Origin of the sequence: Neisseria sp. P0009.S010, assembly GCF_051958545.1 — a bacterium.
GTDB classification, from domain to species: Bacteria; Pseudomonadota; Gammaproteobacteria; order Burkholderiales; family Neisseriaceae; genus Neisseria; species Neisseria subflava_A.
On record NZ_JBQCVH010000002.1, the window covers coordinates 215131 to 230710 of the forward strand.

Below are 15580 nucleotides of genomic sequence, written 5' to 3' on the forward strand. Positions count from 1 at the left end.
CGAGCTTTTTAGATAGTATAAACAGGACATCACAATAAAGCAGACATATGGCTTGAATCCTGAAAGGCCATCTATCTCAAGCTGCTTCACACCAAACGCTTATTCATCAAATCCCTAAATCATCTTTCAAAATAGACATAAATACTTGCCTCCCCTTCTTACACAAAGGCCGTCTGAAAACGTCAATACATTTTCAGACGGCCCTTTTTAGCTTATCAAGCCTGATATCTAATCATGCAGGAGGCCTTAGCATCAATCCAATGTTCACCACCTGGCTGAACAATTTTAGACACCAGCTTATCCAAGTCGCGTAAATAATTGGTTGATTTTTGGCTGTTGATAATGACGACAACCAGCAACGGCTTTTCGCCCAACCAATATCCTGCCAATGCACGGACATCTTTAAGCGTACCGGTTTTAAGGCGTAAGTTTTCACCGGGCTGTTTCAAGCGTGTTTTAAGCGTGCCGTCTTTACCGGCAATCGGCAGCGTACTGATAAACTCGTTTTTAAACGGGCTGAAGTAGGCTTTTTCCAACATTTGCGCCATCATTCGCGCATTGAGCCGTTCTACGCGGGACAGGCCTGAGCCGTTTTCCAACACCAGCCCTTCCGTATTGATACCGGCAACCGCCAACTCGCTTTTTACGATAGACGCGGCCTTGGCCTGCGCCTGCTTGTAATCAGATATATGTCCGGCAAATTTAAGGAAAACCGAACGGGCAATCAGATTATTGGAATGCTTGTTCATATCGGTGAGGATATCGGCAAGCGGTTTGGATTGATGACTCGCCAACACATGCGCGTCATGAAGCGCAGCACCTGTCGTCAGGCCGTCTGAAATCGTGCCGTCTTGTTGGCGCCATTGGTTGACAAAACTTTTGCCGACAAATTCTTTCATGCTATACATATTCAGATACAGCTCTTTGCCCAAGCAGCTTTCCGGCAGCTTGCCCAATACGGTCAGCGTATTGTTTTTATAGGAAGTTTTCATGTGGTTCTTTAAAACGCTGCACTTCCCTTCCTTATCTTCAAGCGTCAATTTGTTTTGAATGTTCAAATTCGGCAGCGGCGGATTGGTACGGATGACCAAGCTTCCGTCTTCTTCTTTTTCAGCACGAAGTTCAACGGTTTTATACGCCAACATATTAGGATCGGGCGGTGTCATAAAGCTTTCGGCAGAATCGGAAGCAAAATCATCCGGATTCTTCACATCGCCCCACAGGCTGCGGTCGAGTATCAGATGTCCGTCAATATGGCGTATGCCCTTATCGCGCATCTGTTGCTGCATTTGCACCAGATCATGCTGGTCAAACACAGGATCGCCGCTCCCCACCCAATACACATTGCCTTTCAGCGTATCGCCTTTGATTAGGCCGTTGGTTTTAAACTCGGTTTTCCAACGATAATCGCCGCCCAACATACGAAACGCGGTAAACGCCGTTACCAGCTTCATCGTCGAAGCAGGATTGCGCAATTCATCGGCACGGTGTTCGGCAATCACTTTACCGCTGTCCAATTCCTGCACATAAACGGAAATTTCATTTTCAGGAATACGCCCGAAATCCAAAGCCCATGACGGACAAACCGTCATCATCAGGCTGATTGATAAAATACTTTTTAACTTCATTGTGTTACAAAATCTTATAAATTCTTACGAGGTACTTAGGCCGTCTGAACGTTTCAGACGGCCTTTTTATTTATTTCTGATGCGCTTTCAAACGCAAAGCAAACATGACGACCACGACACCGACAACCAAAGCGCAACCCATCGCCAAATGGATACCATCCAACATTGCCTGTTGCGGCATATCTGCACTGGAAAGTTTCTCGCCGATATTGGTTGCACCGACAAAAAACGCCGCGCCGATGGCACCGGCAATCGGGTTGATGGTGGTCAGAATCGCCGCACCGTGCGGATTGAGCGTTTTCGGCAACGCGTTCAGACCATGAGTTTCGCCGGTTACACAAGCAGACACGGAAAGCGCCAACAGCGTAAACATCGCCGTCAACATCACCACTTGCGTATCAATCCGCAAAAACAGCCACAATACCGCCAACGACACCACCAGCATCACTGTTGCCGGCAAAACGACAAAGCGTCCGCCCTTTTTGTCCAACAATTTGCCGAACAAAGGTGCGGCAACCGCTTGGGCAATACTGGCAGGCATCAGAATCAGACCGGTTGCCGTACCGGTCAGCATCAACACTTGCTGCGTGTACATCGGCACCATCAGTTCCAAGCCCAAGAACAGGAATACCGCACCGGCCAAAATCACAACGCAATATCTGAACTGTTTGTATTCAAAAGCACGAAGGTTCAACAACGGCGTAGCCAAACGGAACTGACGGTGCGCAAACCAACCCACCAGTACAACGGAAGCGGCAAAGAGCAGGATAAATTCCAGCAGCGGCATATGGGCAAAATTACTGCTCGCATAAACCAGCCCGCCGAAGCCCGCAATCGACAACACGGCCGACAACATATCGATTTTCGGACGGCTGATGTTGCTCAAATTGACCGTCAAATATTTGCCCACCAGCACCATCGCCGCCAACATAAACGGCGCGGTAAAGCCGAACAGCACGCGCCAATGCGTATGGTCGATGATGATGCCCGACAGCGTCGGCCCCATTGCAGGCGCGGCGGTAAACATCATGGTAATCACGCCCATCGCCGTTCCGCGCTTATTGGGCGGGAAAATTGACAATACGCCGTTAAACAGAAGCGGGACAAAAAACGCGGCAGACACTGCCTGCACCATACGCCCCACAACCAAAATTCCGAAAGTCGGTGCAAACGCGCAAATCAACGAGCCTGCTAAAAACGTTGCCTGCGTAAACAGCACCATTTTTCGCGTTTCAAACCATTGAATCACGCCTGCCGTAATCGGCGTAAATGCACCCATGACCAGCAGAAAACCCGTCGTCAGCCATTGAACCGTGGTCTTATCGACACCGAAATCCTTCATAATCGGCGTAAGCGCGACATTCAGCAGCGTGTCGTTGAGATAGCCGAAAAATGCGCCGATAAACAGCGTCGCCACAATGGTTTTAGCAGGAAAGTCGGGGTTGTCGGGGTTGTCGGCGTAGTATTCGTGTACCGTTTCGCCCTCTTGCGAATCAGAAGCGTGCATAATAATTTGAAATATCAGCGAAACCGTTATTTTAGCATAAACCGTTTTGACAGGCCGTCTGAAACCTTGACCGCTTCCCCAGATAATACTAAAATTTAGAATTGTTTTCATTTTTATTATTAAACAGGAGAAAAACATGTCAAAGAAAGTCAGCATCTTGGTCGGCAGCCTGCGTAAAGGCTCGTTCGCACGAAAAGTCGCACAAAACGTCGTTTCCATGTTCCCCGAAGGCTACGAAGCGCAAATCGTCGAAATCGGGCATTTGCCTTTATACAACTTCGACTACGACGATCCTGCCGTTACCGACTTCCCTACTCCGTCCAGCTATACCGAGTTCCGTGAAACCATCAAAGCCTCTGCCGGCGTATTGTTCGTGACTTCCGAAAACAACCGTACCGTACCGGCCTGCCTGAAAAACGCCATCGACATCGGCTCCAAACCCAATGCCGATGTTGCCTGGAAAAAAACACCTGCCGGCATCATCAGTCATTCTGTCGGCAAAATGGGCGGTTATAGCGCGCAAAAAAATCTGCGCCTTGCCCTTTCGTATTTCGATATGCCACTGACCGGCCAGCCGGAAGTGTTCCTCGGCAACTCGCCTACCCTGTTTGACGACAACGGCCAGCTCATCGAATCCGCACGCGGCTTTGTTCAAGGCTATATCGACCAATTGGTTGCCTTGATTGAGAAAAACCCTAAATAATCGGGATTGAAGCATACAGGCCGTCTGAAAAACGAATTTCAGACGGCCTCATCTTTTGCAAAAAATCAGTTTTTCAACCCTTCCTAAATTTTTACTAATTGAGTGCGGTTATAATCACTGTCCGCCCATTCTCTGGAGAATTTCCATGCGCGTATTATTGGTTGAAGACGATGCCATGATTGCCCAAGCCGTCAGTGCCAACCTGAAAGACACCGGCTACGCTGTCGATTGGGTCAGCCGCGGTTCGGAAGTTGCCGCAGCAGTGGCGGCGCAGGCATACGATTTGCTACTCTTGGATTTGGGTTTGCCCGGCAAAGACGGTTTGGACGTATTGGCGCAAATCCGCAACGGCGGCTGTACCGTTCCCGTCTTAATCGTGACCGCGCGTGACGATTTGCACAGCCGGCTCAACGGCCTAGACGGCGGCGCAGACGACTACATCGTCAAACCCTTCGACATGGCGGAACTGCAAGCCCGTATGCGTGCCGTATTGCGCCGACACGGCGGACAGGCGCAAACGCTGCTGAGCAACGGCATCATCACGCTCAACCCTTCCACCCATCAGGCGGAAGTAGTCGGGCAGGAACAGGCCATCATGCTCAGCAACAAAGAATTTGCCGTCCTCCAAGCCCTGCTGCTGCGTCCGGGCATGATTCTGTCGCGCAGCGATTTGGAAGACAAAATCTACGGCTGGGGGGAAGAAGTCGAAAGCAATGCCGTTGACTTCCTGATTCACGCCTTACGCAAAAAACTCGGCAAAGAAGCGATTCAAAACGTCCGCGGGGTCGGCTGGCTGGTTGCACAAAACAACCAGGCCGTCTGAAAAACCACAACAATATCAACACACAAACCATGCAACGCCTTATCCACACCATCAAACAATCCCTGCAAGTCAAAATCAGCCTCGCCCTGATCTGCATGCTCCTGCCCCTCTCCATCCTTGCAGGCATATTTTCATATTACGATACTTATCACGAGACCCAAGAGGTTCAAGACGATCTGTTGCGCCAAGTCGCGAACTATCTCGACCCGAGCGATGCCGATGACGAGAATCACTCGCTCGACAACGACAACAAGATTTCCGTTCAATTTCCCAATACGCCCAACCCCATTGTCAGCCTGCCTGAGAAGATTTCAGACGGCCTGCACACCATTCAGGCCGATGACGACGACGATTACTACCGCGTTTATACCCGCAACACCAAGCAAGGCCGCATCGCCGTCATGCAGGAAAGCGACTACCGCGAAGAGCTGGCCGAAATGGCCGCCGTGCAGAGTATCCTCCCCATGCTCCTCGCCCTACCCCTGATTATCCTGCTCACCGTCTGGATTACCCACCGCGCCATGCGTTCCGTCAAAACCCTGTCCAACGATTTAGAACAGCGCCAAATCAACGACCTCTCGCCGATGGACACGCAAGACATTCCCAGCGAAATCCAAGGCTTTGTCGTCGCCATCAACAACCTGTTGCAGCGTACCGACGAAAACGTCCGCCAACAGCAACGCTTTATCGCCGATGCCGCACACGAATTGCGCAGCCCCATGACCGCCCTTTCCCTTCAGGCAGAGCGGCTCAACAATATGCAGCTGTCCGCCGAAGCGCGCGAGCAGTCCGCCCTGTTGCAACAAAGCATACAGCGCAACCGCCACCTGCTCGAGCAACTCCTTTCCCTCGCACGTGCCCAATCACCCAAAACTCAACGCCCCAAAACCCTGATCAGCCTGCAAAACCAGTTCCGCCGTATCTTGCAGGAACTCATGCCGCTGGCGCTGGCCAAAGGTCAAGACATCGGCGTCGCCGTTGAAAACGACTGCCAAATCCACGCCGACGACACTGAAATCTACACCCTCATCAAAACCTTTACCGACAACGCCATCCGCTACACCCCCAAAGGCGGCCGCATAGATTTGGGCTTTGACGAAACCGCCGAATACCTCAACATCTGGGTGGAAGACGACGGCCCCGGTATTCCCCCAAGCGAGCGCCAACGCGTTATCGACCCCTTCTACCGCATTCTCGGCACCGAACAACAAGGCACCGGCCTGGGGCTTTCCATCGCAAACACCATTGTCAAACGCCATCAAGGCCGTCTGAAACTGGCCGACAGCCGACGCTTTGACAGCGGCTTGCTGATTATTGCCGAGTTGGATAAAAAGACGCTTTAAATAATTGACCCGCTCAAATTGGTTTATCTAGCTTTAAGCCGATAAATGAAAACGTTTTAAAACCAAAGGCCGTCTGAAAATGACTTTCAGACGGCCTTTTATATTTTAAAGCAAACCTCATTCATTCCTCACAAATACGGCTGCAAGGTTAGGCGGAGGATTTCCATATCGGTAATTTCGGTGATATTGGCTTTGCCCAAGTATTCCAAGCCGACAAAACGCATGATGCCGCTGCTGACTTTTTTGTCGTGGCTCATGTGTTCAATCCATTTTTCAAAGGAGAAAACAGGCGGCGCAGACGGGAGGGAGGCGGCTTCCATTAAAGCGGCAATTCGGTCGGTATCGGCTTGTTGGGTTTTGCCCAAGATTTGCGACAAACGGGAAGCAAGGACGCAACCGGCGGCAACGGCTTCGCCGTGCAGCCATACGCCGTAGCCCATTTCGGCTTCAATGGCATGGCCGAAAGTGTGGCCGAGATTAAGCCATGCGCGGATGCCCTGCTCGGTTTCGTCTTGGGCAACAATATCGGCCTTCATTTTGCAGCAATGGTAAACGGCTTCTGCCATTTTTTCTTGATGTTGCGCCATCAGGTCGGCCATATTTTCTTCCAACCAAGCAAAAAATTCAGCATCGCCCAATGCGCCGTATTTGATGACTTCGGCCATGCCTGCGGAAAGTTCGCGTTGCGGCAGCGTTTGCAGGGCGGTCAAATCGGCCAGAACGGCTTGCGGCTGGTAGAACGCGCCAATCATGTTTTTACCGAGCGGGTGGTTGATGGCGGTTTTACCGCCGACCGAGGAATCGACCTGGCTGAGCAATGTGGTCGGCACTTGGATAAAAGGTGCGCCACGCTGATAAGTCGCCGCGGCAAAGCCGACCATATCGCCTATCACGCCGCCGCCCAAAGCGATTAAAGTAGTTTTACGTTCGGCACGGTTTTGCATCAGGCCATCGTAAATCAGGTTAAGCGTCTGCCAGTTTTTATACTCTTCGCCGTCGGGAAGGATGATGCTGAAATGCGGCACGCCCAGTCTGTCTAAGGCCGTCTGAAGCTGTTTGAGATAAAGCGGCGCAACGGTTTCGTTGGTAATGATGGCTGCTTTTTTGCCTAAATAGGGCTGAAGCAGCGTATCGGCCTGCTCAATCAGTTTATGCCCGATAAAGATGGGGTATTGATGGGACGGGGTTTGGACAGTCAGTGTGCGCATGGTGTTCCTTTGCAAAGCGTTTTTATTCGCCTAAAGCCTGTATCAGGCGTTTGAGCGTTTTGTGACAGCTGTCGGATTCGATGACGAGATGGGCGGTTTGACGGTACAGCGTATCGCGTTGGTCATACAGCTCTTGCAGTTTGGCCAAAGGGTCGGCAACTTGCAACAGCGGCCGGTTGCTGTCGTAGCGGGTACGTTCCAGCAAGGTTTCGGGGCTGGCATGCAGATAAACAACCGTGCCGTTTTGGCGCAAAATCTGTCTGTTTTCACTGCGTAATACGGAGCCGCCACCGGTCGATAAAACGATGTTGCGCCGGGAAGCGAGCTTCTTCAGCATATTGGTTTCTCGGTTGCGGAAGCCTTCCTCCCCTTCCATCTCAAAAATAGTCGGAATGGATACGCCCGAAGAAGTGCAGATTTCGTAGTCGCTGTCGTAAAACGGGCATTCAAACATTTGGGCAAGCTGCTTGCCCAAAGTGGTTTTGCCCGCGCCCATCAGCCCGATTAAAATTAAATTACCGTTGATTTTTTCCATGAGGGTCATTTTATACGATATGGTGGTTTCGTGGAAAAGTTCGTCGTTTTTCAGACGGCCTTTTCATCTCAGGCCGTCCGAAAACCAAAACAGGCATACCTTTGCAGATATGCCTGTTTGTCATTTTAAAAATCAGTAGCGCAGATTGTTACCCACATTATCCATAATGCGCGGCGTGATGAAGATCAACAGCTCACGGCGGTTTTCACGTTTACCGCGTGATTTGAACAGATTGCCGACAACAGGAATATCGCCCAAAACAGGTACTTTGTTCACTGCATTGGTGCTTTCTTCTTCGTAAATACCGCCGACAATCAGCGTACCGCCATCTTCAACCATGGCTTGGGTATTCAAGTGTTTGGTGTTGATACACTTGGTTGTCAGAGAATCCACGGTACAGTCGATCGGGGTATCGCGATTAATCTTCACAGTCATGATGATTTGACCATCAGGCGTAATGTTCGGCGTTACGGTCAAGCCCAAAACGGCTTTCTTGAAGGTAATCGAAGTCGCACCGCTGGAAGAAGCTTCTTGGTAAGGAATTTCCGTACCGGATTCGATTTTGGCTTCTTTGCGGTCTTGTGTCAGCACACGCGGATTGGAAATGGTTTTGCTCTTACCTTGTTCTTCAGACGCGCTGATTTCCAAACCCAATGCACCGGACGAGAACGCACGCACCAGCGCAATGCTGTTGACTGCGGCTGCGGTCGGCAGGCTGACGTTCGGATCCAAAGACCAAGTAGGATAGCGGACATCACCACGGTTAAACGAGGCATTGGTATTGTAGTTGGTTTGTGCATTGCTCCAGTTGCTGCCCCATGCGTTACGGCCACTTGCACCACCGGAACCGAATTTAACGCCCAAGTTGCGGAAGAAGGTATCTTCTGCTTCCACAATACGCGCTTCCACCATCACTTGACGGGTTGGAACGTCCAATTCATCAATCAGTTTGCGGAATTTTTCAATCACGCCGCGGTTGTCGGTCACGATCAGCGTATTGGTGGCCGGATCGATTAAGGCGCTGCCTCGATTGCTCAACAGAGTGTTGCGGGTATTGGAATTATTGCTGTCGTATTCTTCCAAACGCAGAATTTTGCGGAACTCTTCCACGTTTTTGTATTTCAACTGGAAGGTTTGAGAATACAGCGGACCCAATTCGGCAATCTCTTTTTCAGCCTGCAAGAAGGCTTTGTCTTTTGCCAACAATTCATCGCGAGGCGCAATATTAATGATGTTGCCTTGACGGCGCATATCCAAATTGCGCGCCTGCATAACCAAATCCAATGCCTGATCCCAAGGTACATCTTTCAAGGACAGAGTCATGGTGCCTTTGACGGTATCGCTGGCAACAATATTCACACCGGATTCTTTTGCCAAAATCTGCAAGATGGTACGAACTTCTACATCTTGGAAGTCCAAAGAAATTTTACGACCTTTGAACGATTTGTTCGCATTTTGGTTCAAGCCGCTGGATTCGGTATTGGCGGCTTTAGGCGATACTTCAAATACAAAACGGCCGGAAGAAGCTTTGGTATTGATGTCCCAATTCGCATTATTATTGCGGATAATAAGCTGGGTAGAATTGCCGATACGTTTGAGCGTAACGTTTTGTACAGGCGTATTGAAGTCAGCCACATCCAAACTGCGTTGCGCTTGTGTCGGCAGCGTATGGTTTTTCAATGTCACAACCACGCGGTCGCGCTGCTGTTTAATGTCCGGCTGCCCGCTAAAACCTGGGGCAGACAATTCAATAATGCCGGAATTGCGTGCGCCTTTGCGGAAATCGATATTGGCGGCCGAAACGGCTTGATAAGCCTGAGTAGCGCGCGCAGTAGACGGTGTAGCCACACGTTCATTGGCAACGGCAGCATTGGTTTGGTCAGTAGATTCGTTTACAAATACCCAAACTTCGTTGCCGCGAATCTCAGTATTGTATTGGCTGATTTTGTTCAAACCCAAAACCACGCGTGCACGGTCATTGTTTTGCGCCGCAGTAATTTGATTCAGCAATGGGTCGGCATATTCCAAAACAGGCTGAGGCAAACGGATATTGGTATTGGCAAAATCCAATGCAATACGCGCCGGAGTAGATGTTACAAAACCATGAGGTGTAGTGACGTCTTTGTCGAAACGGATTTTGATGATTTTTTGGTTGTCAGGCAAAGTGGAAACGTTGATATCGGTAATATTGCCTGCAAAGGCCATCTGAACAGCGAGGGCAACGCTGAAGCCGGCAAATAATTTTGTCATGTGTTTGGTTTTCATAATTGAGTGAGACCCCTAAATTAATTTGAATTCGAACTATCTGAGCTATTGGAAGAATCCGCCTCTTTACTGCTTAATGGCAATTCGGCCTTCCGGTACACCCAGTTGCCGTAGCTGTCTTCAACTTGCTCGGTTAAGATAATTTTATCTTCGGTAATACTTTGGATTCTGCCGTAATTCTGACCGATGTAGTTTCCGGGATAAACGGTATAAACATGGTCCTTGACCTTGATAAATCCGGAAACTTTGCCGCCGCTTTGCAGCGTTCCGACAAAGGCCATATTTTCCAAACTGAAGGCTTCCAATGTTTCTTTCGGACGGTTCACATCCGGCGCATTACCGCCTTTAGGGGCAGTGTCCAAACGGCGTGAATCAAACGCATTCATACCTTTAAAGTTCGGCGGGCTATACGGCTTAGGCAATGTAACCGTCGGCTCTTCAAACGGAATAATCTTGGATTTTGCTTCCTGACGGGTTTGCGTCATCCATTGAGTCAAATCTTCATAGCTTTGCGTACAGGCTGCCAAGGGAAGAAGACTTAAGAGTAAGATGATTTTTTTCATGATTTCCCTATTCTTTTATTTTTGCTCATTCTCGGCAGGTTTGCCTTCTTCTTGTGCCTGTTGCGCAGCCAATTCGGCAGCAATCTCTTCGGCCGGACGTGCTTTGTAAGTCGTCGCAATCGCGCTCAATGTCAATTCGCCTTTATTGCCTTTGCCTTCTTTGTCCTCGCCTGCGTTCACGAGTTTTAAAGAATCTAAAGTAATAATGCGCGACAAATCGCCTACATCACGGGTAAATTGGCTGATCTGTGAGTATTTGCCTGTGATGGAAATCTGATACGGCAGTTTTTGAATCGGACCATCGTTTTCAGGTTGGAGCGGTGCAACGCTGTCCAAACGCAATCCGTTGGTTGAACCTGCCTGATGCAGCTCTTGAATCAGATTCGGAATTTCCGCGTCGGTCGGAAGTTGTTTCAACAACACATCAAATGCAGAACGAATCGAAGCCAATTCAGCCTTCAGATTATTCAAGCTTGCTGCCTGAATGCTTTTACGCGTAAAGGTTTCCTTCAGTTCTTCTTCTTTAGCTTCCTGCGTATTCCAAGTTTCAATCTGATCTTTAAATACGCCGACATAGCCCAAAGCCAACATACCGACAATCAATAAACCTGCCAGCAAAAGTTTTGAAGGCATATTAAGCAGGTACAGGTTTTGTACGTCCAATTGTTTCAGGTTTTTAGATGCCATTATTGAGCCTCCGGAGCAGGTTCTGCCACAGGTTCGGCCATTTCACCGCTACTTTGGGCAGTTGGTGCAGGAGCCGGCGTATTCACTTGGTTGATTGAAGATTTCAAAGTAAATTCTTGGTAGTTATCTACTTTTTTAATGCTCAACAATTCAGGCTGCAAGAAAATACCTGTACTTGGCAAGGAGCGCATCATAACGGCAATTTTATTGTCGCTGATGGCATGACCGCTGATTTTATAGCTGGTCGGACTTTCGGCTTCCAACGCGGTCAAATAAGTATTATCGGGCGTAAGTGTATTCAAAGAATCAAGGATATAGGCCGCTTGATAGCGTTTTTCCTGTAACTCTTCAACTTTCAGTTTTTTGGCCAAGAAGGCTTCTTTTTCTTGCTGAAGTTTATCGATTTCGCCCAATTCTCTATCAAGTCTGTCGATTTCGGTTTGCAGGAAGTTGTTGCGGCCTTCTTGATTGCTGATGGCGCTGTCAATACCAAGATAGGTAGCGGCCGCCAAGCCCAAACCTACTGCAAAAGCGCCAAGCATCAATATTTTGAATTGCTGCTGCTTGCGCTGTTTAATCTCTTCCCGATATGGGAGAAGGTTGATTCTGGTTAATTCGATCATGTTCTCAAAGTCCCCTTAATGCCAATCCGAACGCCAAAGTCAGTGACGGCGCATCAATTTGAAACTGCGGCAATTCTACTTTTGCACTGCGTTCCACATATGAAATCGGATGCAGATATTCTGTTGGCGTATTGGTTTGCGAGAAAATGCTTTCTGCCAAACCTGCCTGCTGCGCGGTAAAGCCGGTCAGCAGGATGTGTTTGATATTGTGAAAAGAATCAGTGGCCTGCGTGGTATAGTAAAATTGCAGGACACGCTGAACTTCTTGTGCAACCTGCACATTAAAACGGTCGGCAATCTGAGACTGGTAGTCGGAAGGCTTGTTTTGGGAAGCCATCATTTGAGCGGCTTTTTCTTCCGTTACCTGATAAGTACGCTGAATCAGCTGATTGAGCTGCTCTGTACTGACCGGTGTTTCTTGTTTGTAGAGGATACGGCCGTTTTGCAGAATCAGGGCATACATTTGAGTCGCATGAATACCGAACACGGCAACTTTTTCCTCTGCCATTTCGGGAGCATGCGTATTCATCCAATAGACAAAGGCATTGCGTTGCGCCAGCAAGTCCAAGTCCAAAGCAGACAAAGGCAGACCGGCATTTTCAAACATTTCAATGCGTGGCTCGACATCGTCTTTTTTGGCGGCAACAGCTAAAACATGCTGACCCGAACCGACTTCTTCAGCTTGAAAGTCGTAGTTCATTTCTTCAATAGGCGCAAATTGGCCGACTTCCGCCTCGATAAACTCTTCCAAGTCCAAATCGGTATCACGCGGGTTGTAAATAATTTGCTCGACTGTCGCCAAATTTTGTGGCACGGCAGCAACAATATTTTTGCAAGAACTGCGTAATTGTGTGTAAGTATGTTGGATGTAAGTAGCAAGCTGATCGTAGTCTTGAATTTTGTTGCCTTTGACAATATTTTTAGGCAATTTGGTAATAACGTATTTTTCCAGCTGAATTTGGTTTAAACTACGGCCTGTCAGTTGTACCATCTTAATGGCATGTTGGCTGATGTCGACGCCGATGGCAGAGCGGTTGTTCAATCCGCTAGAAGCCTTGCCTGTTTTGGTATCTTTCGTGCTTTTAAATAAGCGCATGATTTGACTTCCCTGTATCATTTAGGAGTGAGTAACTGTTTCGTTATCCGTAAAGGACTTCTTATTCTTTACACAGTATTGACTGTGGCTGATAGAAATCGTTTCCCATTTTACTTTATTTATCGCCATTAATGGCAAAATTATTACCTAGTCATGATTAAAAAGATTATAACGACCTGCATGGGTCTCTTATTAGGACTGGCTCTTTTTGGTGTAGGTCTGATTGCAATTGCAATTTTGGTAACCTATCCAAAACTGCCGTCTTTGGACTCTTTACAACACTACAAACCAAAAATGCCGCTGACGATTTATTCTTCAGACGGCCAAGTCATTGGCGTTTACGGCGAACAACGGCGTGAATTTACCAAAATCGGCGACTTCCCGAAAATTTTGAAAGATGCCGTGATTGCCGCCGAAGACAAACGCTTCTATGACCACTGGGGCGTGGACGTTTGGGGTGTGGCGCGTGCCGCAATCGGCAACGTCATGGCCGGCGGCGTTCAATCCGGTGCCAGTACGATTACGCAGCAGGTTGCCAAAAACTTCTACCTGAGCAGCGAGCGTTCGTTCACCCGTAAATTCAACGAAGCCCTGTTGGCCTACAAAATCGAGCAGTCTTTGAGCAAAGATAAGATTTTGGAGCTGTACTTCAACCAAATCTATTTGGGTCAACGTGCTTATGGTTTTGCCTCCGCCGCCCAAATTTATTTCAACAAAAATGTTAACGAATTAACATTGGCCGAAGCCGCCATGTTGGCCGGCTTGCCTAAAGCACCTTCTGCCTACAACCCGATTGTGAACCCTGAGCGTGCCAAACTGCGTCAGGCTTATATTCTGAACAATATGCTGGAAGAAGGCATGATTACCCTGCAGCAACGCGATCAGGCTTTGAAAGAAGAGTTGCATTACGAGCGTTTTGTACAAAACATCGATCAAAGCGCCCTGTACGTTGCCGAAATGGTACGTCAAGAGCTGTTTGAGAAATACGGCGAAGATGCCTACACTCAAGGCTTTAAGGTATATACCACTGTCGACACTGCACACCAGCGCGTGGCCACCGAAGCCCTGCGCAAAGTTCTGCGCAACTTCGACCGCGGCAGCAGCTACCGCGGTGCAGAAAACTACATCGACCTGAGCAAAAGCGACAACGTAGAAGAAACCGTCAGCCAATATCTTTCTACGCTTTACACCGTTGATAAAATGATTCCGGCGGTTGTATTGGAAGCCTCACGCAAAGGTGTACAGATTCAGTTGCCAAGCGGCCGTAAAGTGACGCTGAACAGCCACGCTTTAGGCTTTGCCGCCCGTGCCGTCAACAACGAAAAAATGGGCGAAGACCGCATCCGCCGCGGCTCCGTCATCCGCGTTAAAGGCAGCGGCGATACCTTTACCGTCGTTCAAGAGCCTTTGCTGCAAGGCGCATTGGTGTCTTTAGATGCGAAAACCGGTGCAGTCCGCGCATTGGTCGGCGGCTACGACTACCACAGCAAAACCTTCAACCGCGCAACTCAAGCCATGCGCCAACCCGGCTCTACGTTTAAACCGTTTGTTTATTCCGCCGCTTTGGCAAAAGGCATGACTGCCTCCACCATGATTAACGATGCGCCGATTTCCCTGCCGGGCAAAGGTGCAAACGGCAAAGTGTGGAACCCGAAAAATTCAGACGGCCGCTATTCCGGTTACATCACGCTGCGCCAGGCTTTGACCGCTTCGAAAAACATGGTGTCCATCCGCATCCTGATGTCTATCGGCATCGGCTACGCGCAACAATACATCCAACGCTTCGGCTTCAAGCCGTCTGAAATCCCTGCTAGCCTGTCTATGGCTTTGGGTACAGGCGAAACCACACCGTTGCGTATTGCAGAAGGTTACAGCGTCTTTGCCAACGGCGGTTACAAAGTATCTGCCCACGTCATCGACAAAATCTACGACAGCCAAGGCCGTCTGAGAGCGCAAATGCAACCTTTGGTAGCCGGTGAGAACGCACCTCAGGCCATTGACCCGCGCAACGCCTACATCATGTACAAAATCATGCAAGACGTTGTCCGTGTCGGTACCGCACGCGGTGCAGCCGCACTCGGCCGCGCCGACATCGCCGGTAAAACCGGTACCACCAACGACAACAAAGACGCATGGTTTGTCGGCTTCAACCCTAGCGTTGTGACTGCCGTCTATATCGGCTTTGACAAACCGCGCAGCATGGGTCGTGCAGGTTACGGTGGTACAATCGCCGTACCGGTTTGGGTAGAATACATGCGCTTCGCCCTGAAAGGCACCAGCGTCAAACCGATGAAAGCACCTGAAGGCGTGGTTACAAACGGCGGCGAAGTGTATATGCGCGAACGCATGACCACCAGCTCCGACCTGGCCTTGGACAACAGCGGCGTTGCTCCGCGTCCTGCCCATCGTGCCGTTCCGAATGAAAACCGCCGCCGTACCGAGAGCGGCAATGCGCCAGCCCGTGAAGAATTAGACGAAACCCCAGTTCTGCCAAGCAATACCGGCAACAATAACAGACAACAACTGGACTCTCTGTTCTAACAAATCAAGGCCGTCTGAAACGTTCAGACGGCCTTTTTTGAGAAAATTCAAAGCAAAA

General features: G+C 49.4%; 13 protein-coding genes. 4 read left to right on the forward strand and 9 right to left on the reverse strand.

Annotation, left to right across the window (positions count from 1 at the left end; translation table 11 throughout):
* Positions 1-215 precede the first annotated feature (215 nt).
* Positions 216-1628, reverse strand: a complete 1413-nt coding sequence (dacB, locus tag ACTHSN_RS02785) for a D-alanyl-D-alanine carboxypeptidase/D-alanyl-D-alanine endopeptidase (protein WP_070460429.1) — start codon at positions 1626-1628, stop codon at positions 216-218.
* A gap of 70 nt (positions 1629-1698) precedes the next feature.
* Complete coding sequence (locus ACTHSN_RS02790; RefSeq protein WP_070460431.1) at positions 1699-3135, reverse strand: MFS transporter; 1437 nt, start codon at positions 3133-3135, stop codon at positions 1699-1701.
* 136 nt (positions 3136-3271) lie between these two features.
* Between ACTHSN_RS02790 and ACTHSN_RS02795 the strand changes: the two genes are divergently transcribed.
* The 3 genes from ACTHSN_RS02795 (at position 3272) to ACTHSN_RS02805 (ending at position 6004) form a co-directional block, all read left to right on the forward strand.
* Entirely contained in the window at positions 3272-3838 is a 567-nt protein-coding gene (locus ACTHSN_RS02795) for an NADPH-dependent FMN reductase (RefSeq protein WP_039864340.1), read from the forward strand.
* Positions 3839-3983: 145 nt separating this feature from the next.
* Positions 3984-4661, forward strand: a complete 678-nt coding sequence (locus ACTHSN_RS02800) for a response regulator (RefSeq protein WP_070460434.1) — start codon at positions 3984-3986, stop codon at positions 4659-4661.
* Between the two features lie 29 nt (positions 4662-4690).
* Entirely contained in the window at positions 4691-6004 is a 1314-nt protein-coding gene (locus ACTHSN_RS02805; RefSeq protein WP_070460436.1) for a sensor histidine kinase, read from the forward strand.
* Between the two features lie 128 nt (positions 6005-6132).
* Here ACTHSN_RS02805 and aroB read toward each other — a convergent pair whose 3' ends face one another.
* The 7 genes from aroB to pilM all read right to left on the reverse strand — a co-directional run bounded on the left by aroB (position 6133) and on the right by pilM (position 12981).
* A complete protein-coding gene (gene aroB, locus ACTHSN_RS02810; RefSeq protein WP_070460438.1) occupies positions 6133-7212 on the reverse strand; it encodes a 3-dehydroquinate synthase in 1080 nt (359 codons plus the stop codon).
* 22 nt (positions 7213-7234) lie between these two features.
* The gene (locus ACTHSN_RS02815; protein WP_049333679.1) at positions 7235-7747 is read right to left on the reverse strand and encodes a shikimate kinase; all 513 of its coding nucleotides are present in this window, start codon (positions 7745-7747) and stop codon (positions 7235-7237) included.
* 132 nt (positions 7748-7879) lie between these two features.
* Positions 7880-10012, reverse strand: coding sequence for a type IV pilus secretin PilQ (gene pilQ, locus ACTHSN_RS02820; RefSeq protein WP_070460440.1), 2133 nt, complete (start codon positions 10010-10012; stop codon positions 7880-7882).
* Between the two features lie 20 nt (positions 10013-10032).
* The gene (locus tag ACTHSN_RS02825) at positions 10033-10575 is read right to left on the reverse strand and encodes a pilus assembly protein PilP (protein ID WP_070460442.1); all 543 of its coding nucleotides are present in this window, start codon (positions 10573-10575) and stop codon (positions 10033-10035) included.
* A gap of 15 nt (positions 10576-10590) precedes the next feature.
* A complete protein-coding gene (locus tag ACTHSN_RS02830) occupies positions 10591-11262 on the reverse strand; it encodes a type 4a pilus biogenesis protein PilO (RefSeq protein WP_070460443.1) in 672 nt (223 codons plus the stop codon).
* Positions 11262-11885, reverse strand: a complete 624-nt coding sequence (locus ACTHSN_RS02835) for a PilN domain-containing protein (protein ID WP_070460446.1) — start codon at positions 11883-11885, stop codon at positions 11262-11264. The genes ACTHSN_RS02830 and ACTHSN_RS02835 overlap by 1 nt, the downstream gene beginning before the upstream one ends.
* Before the next feature lie 4 nt (positions 11886-11889).
* On the reverse strand, positions 11890-12981 hold the full coding sequence (gene pilM / locus ACTHSN_RS02840; RefSeq protein WP_039862505.1) for a type IV pilus assembly protein PilM: 1092 nt from the start codon (positions 12979-12981) through the stop codon (positions 11890-11892).
* 153 nt (positions 12982-13134) lie between these two features.
* Here pilM and ACTHSN_RS02845 point away from each other — a divergent pair, with 153 nt between their 5' ends.
* Positions 13135-15522 (forward strand): penicillin-binding protein 1A, encoded by a 2388-nt coding sequence (locus ACTHSN_RS02845; protein WP_070460449.1) that lies wholly within the window; start codon positions 13135-13137, stop codon positions 15520-15522.
* The last annotated feature ends 58 nt before the right edge of the window (positions 15523-15580 follow it).

What these genes read in the sequence shown, in the direction of transcription:
- dacB (WP_070460429.1), bottom strand. Translation starts at nt 1,628, where the DNA reads ATGAAGTTAAAAAGTATTTTATCAATCAGCCTGATGATGACGGTTTGT.
- ACTHSN_RS02790 (WP_070460431.1), bottom strand. Translation starts at nt 3,135, where the DNA reads ATGCACGCTTCTGATTCGCAAGAGGGCGAAACGGTACACGAATACTAC.
- ACTHSN_RS02795 (WP_039864340.1), top strand. Translation starts at nt 3,272, where the DNA reads ATGTCAAAGAAAGTCAGCATCTTGGTCGGCAGCCTGCGTAAAGGCTCG.
- ACTHSN_RS02800 (WP_070460434.1), top strand. Translation starts at nt 3,984, where the DNA reads ATGCGCGTATTATTGGTTGAAGACGATGCCATGATTGCCCAAGCCGTC.
- ACTHSN_RS02805 (WP_070460436.1), top strand. Translation starts at nt 4,691, where the DNA reads ATGCAACGCCTTATCCACACCATCAAACAATCCCTGCAAGTCAAAATC.
- aroB (WP_070460438.1), bottom strand. Translation starts at nt 7,212, where the DNA reads ATGCGCACACTGACTGTCCAAACCCCGTCCCATCAATACCCCATCTTT.
- ACTHSN_RS02815 (WP_049333679.1), bottom strand. Translation starts at nt 7,747, where the DNA reads ATGGAAAAAATCAACGGTAATTTAATTTTAATCGGGCTGATGGGCGCG.
- pilQ (WP_070460440.1), bottom strand. Translation starts at nt 10,012, where the DNA reads ATGAAAACCAAACACATGACAAAATTATTTGCCGGCTTCAGCGTTGCC.
- ACTHSN_RS02825 (WP_070460442.1), bottom strand. Translation starts at nt 10,575, where the DNA reads ATGAAAAAAATCATCTTACTCTTAAGTCTTCTTCCCTTGGCAGCCTGT.
- ACTHSN_RS02830 (WP_070460443.1), bottom strand. Translation starts at nt 11,262, where the DNA reads ATGGCATCTAAAAACCTGAAACAATTGGACGTACAAAACCTGTACCTG.
- ACTHSN_RS02835 (WP_070460446.1), bottom strand. Translation starts at nt 11,885, where the DNA reads ATGATCGAATTAACCAGAATCAACCTTCTCCCATATCGGGAAGAGATT.
- pilM (WP_039862505.1), bottom strand. Translation starts at nt 12,981, where the DNA reads ATGCGCTTATTTAAAAGCACGAAAGATACCAAAACAGGCAAGGCTTCT.
- ACTHSN_RS02845 (WP_070460449.1), top strand. Translation starts at nt 13,135, where the DNA reads ATGATTAAAAAGATTATAACGACCTGCATGGGTCTCTTATTAGGACTG.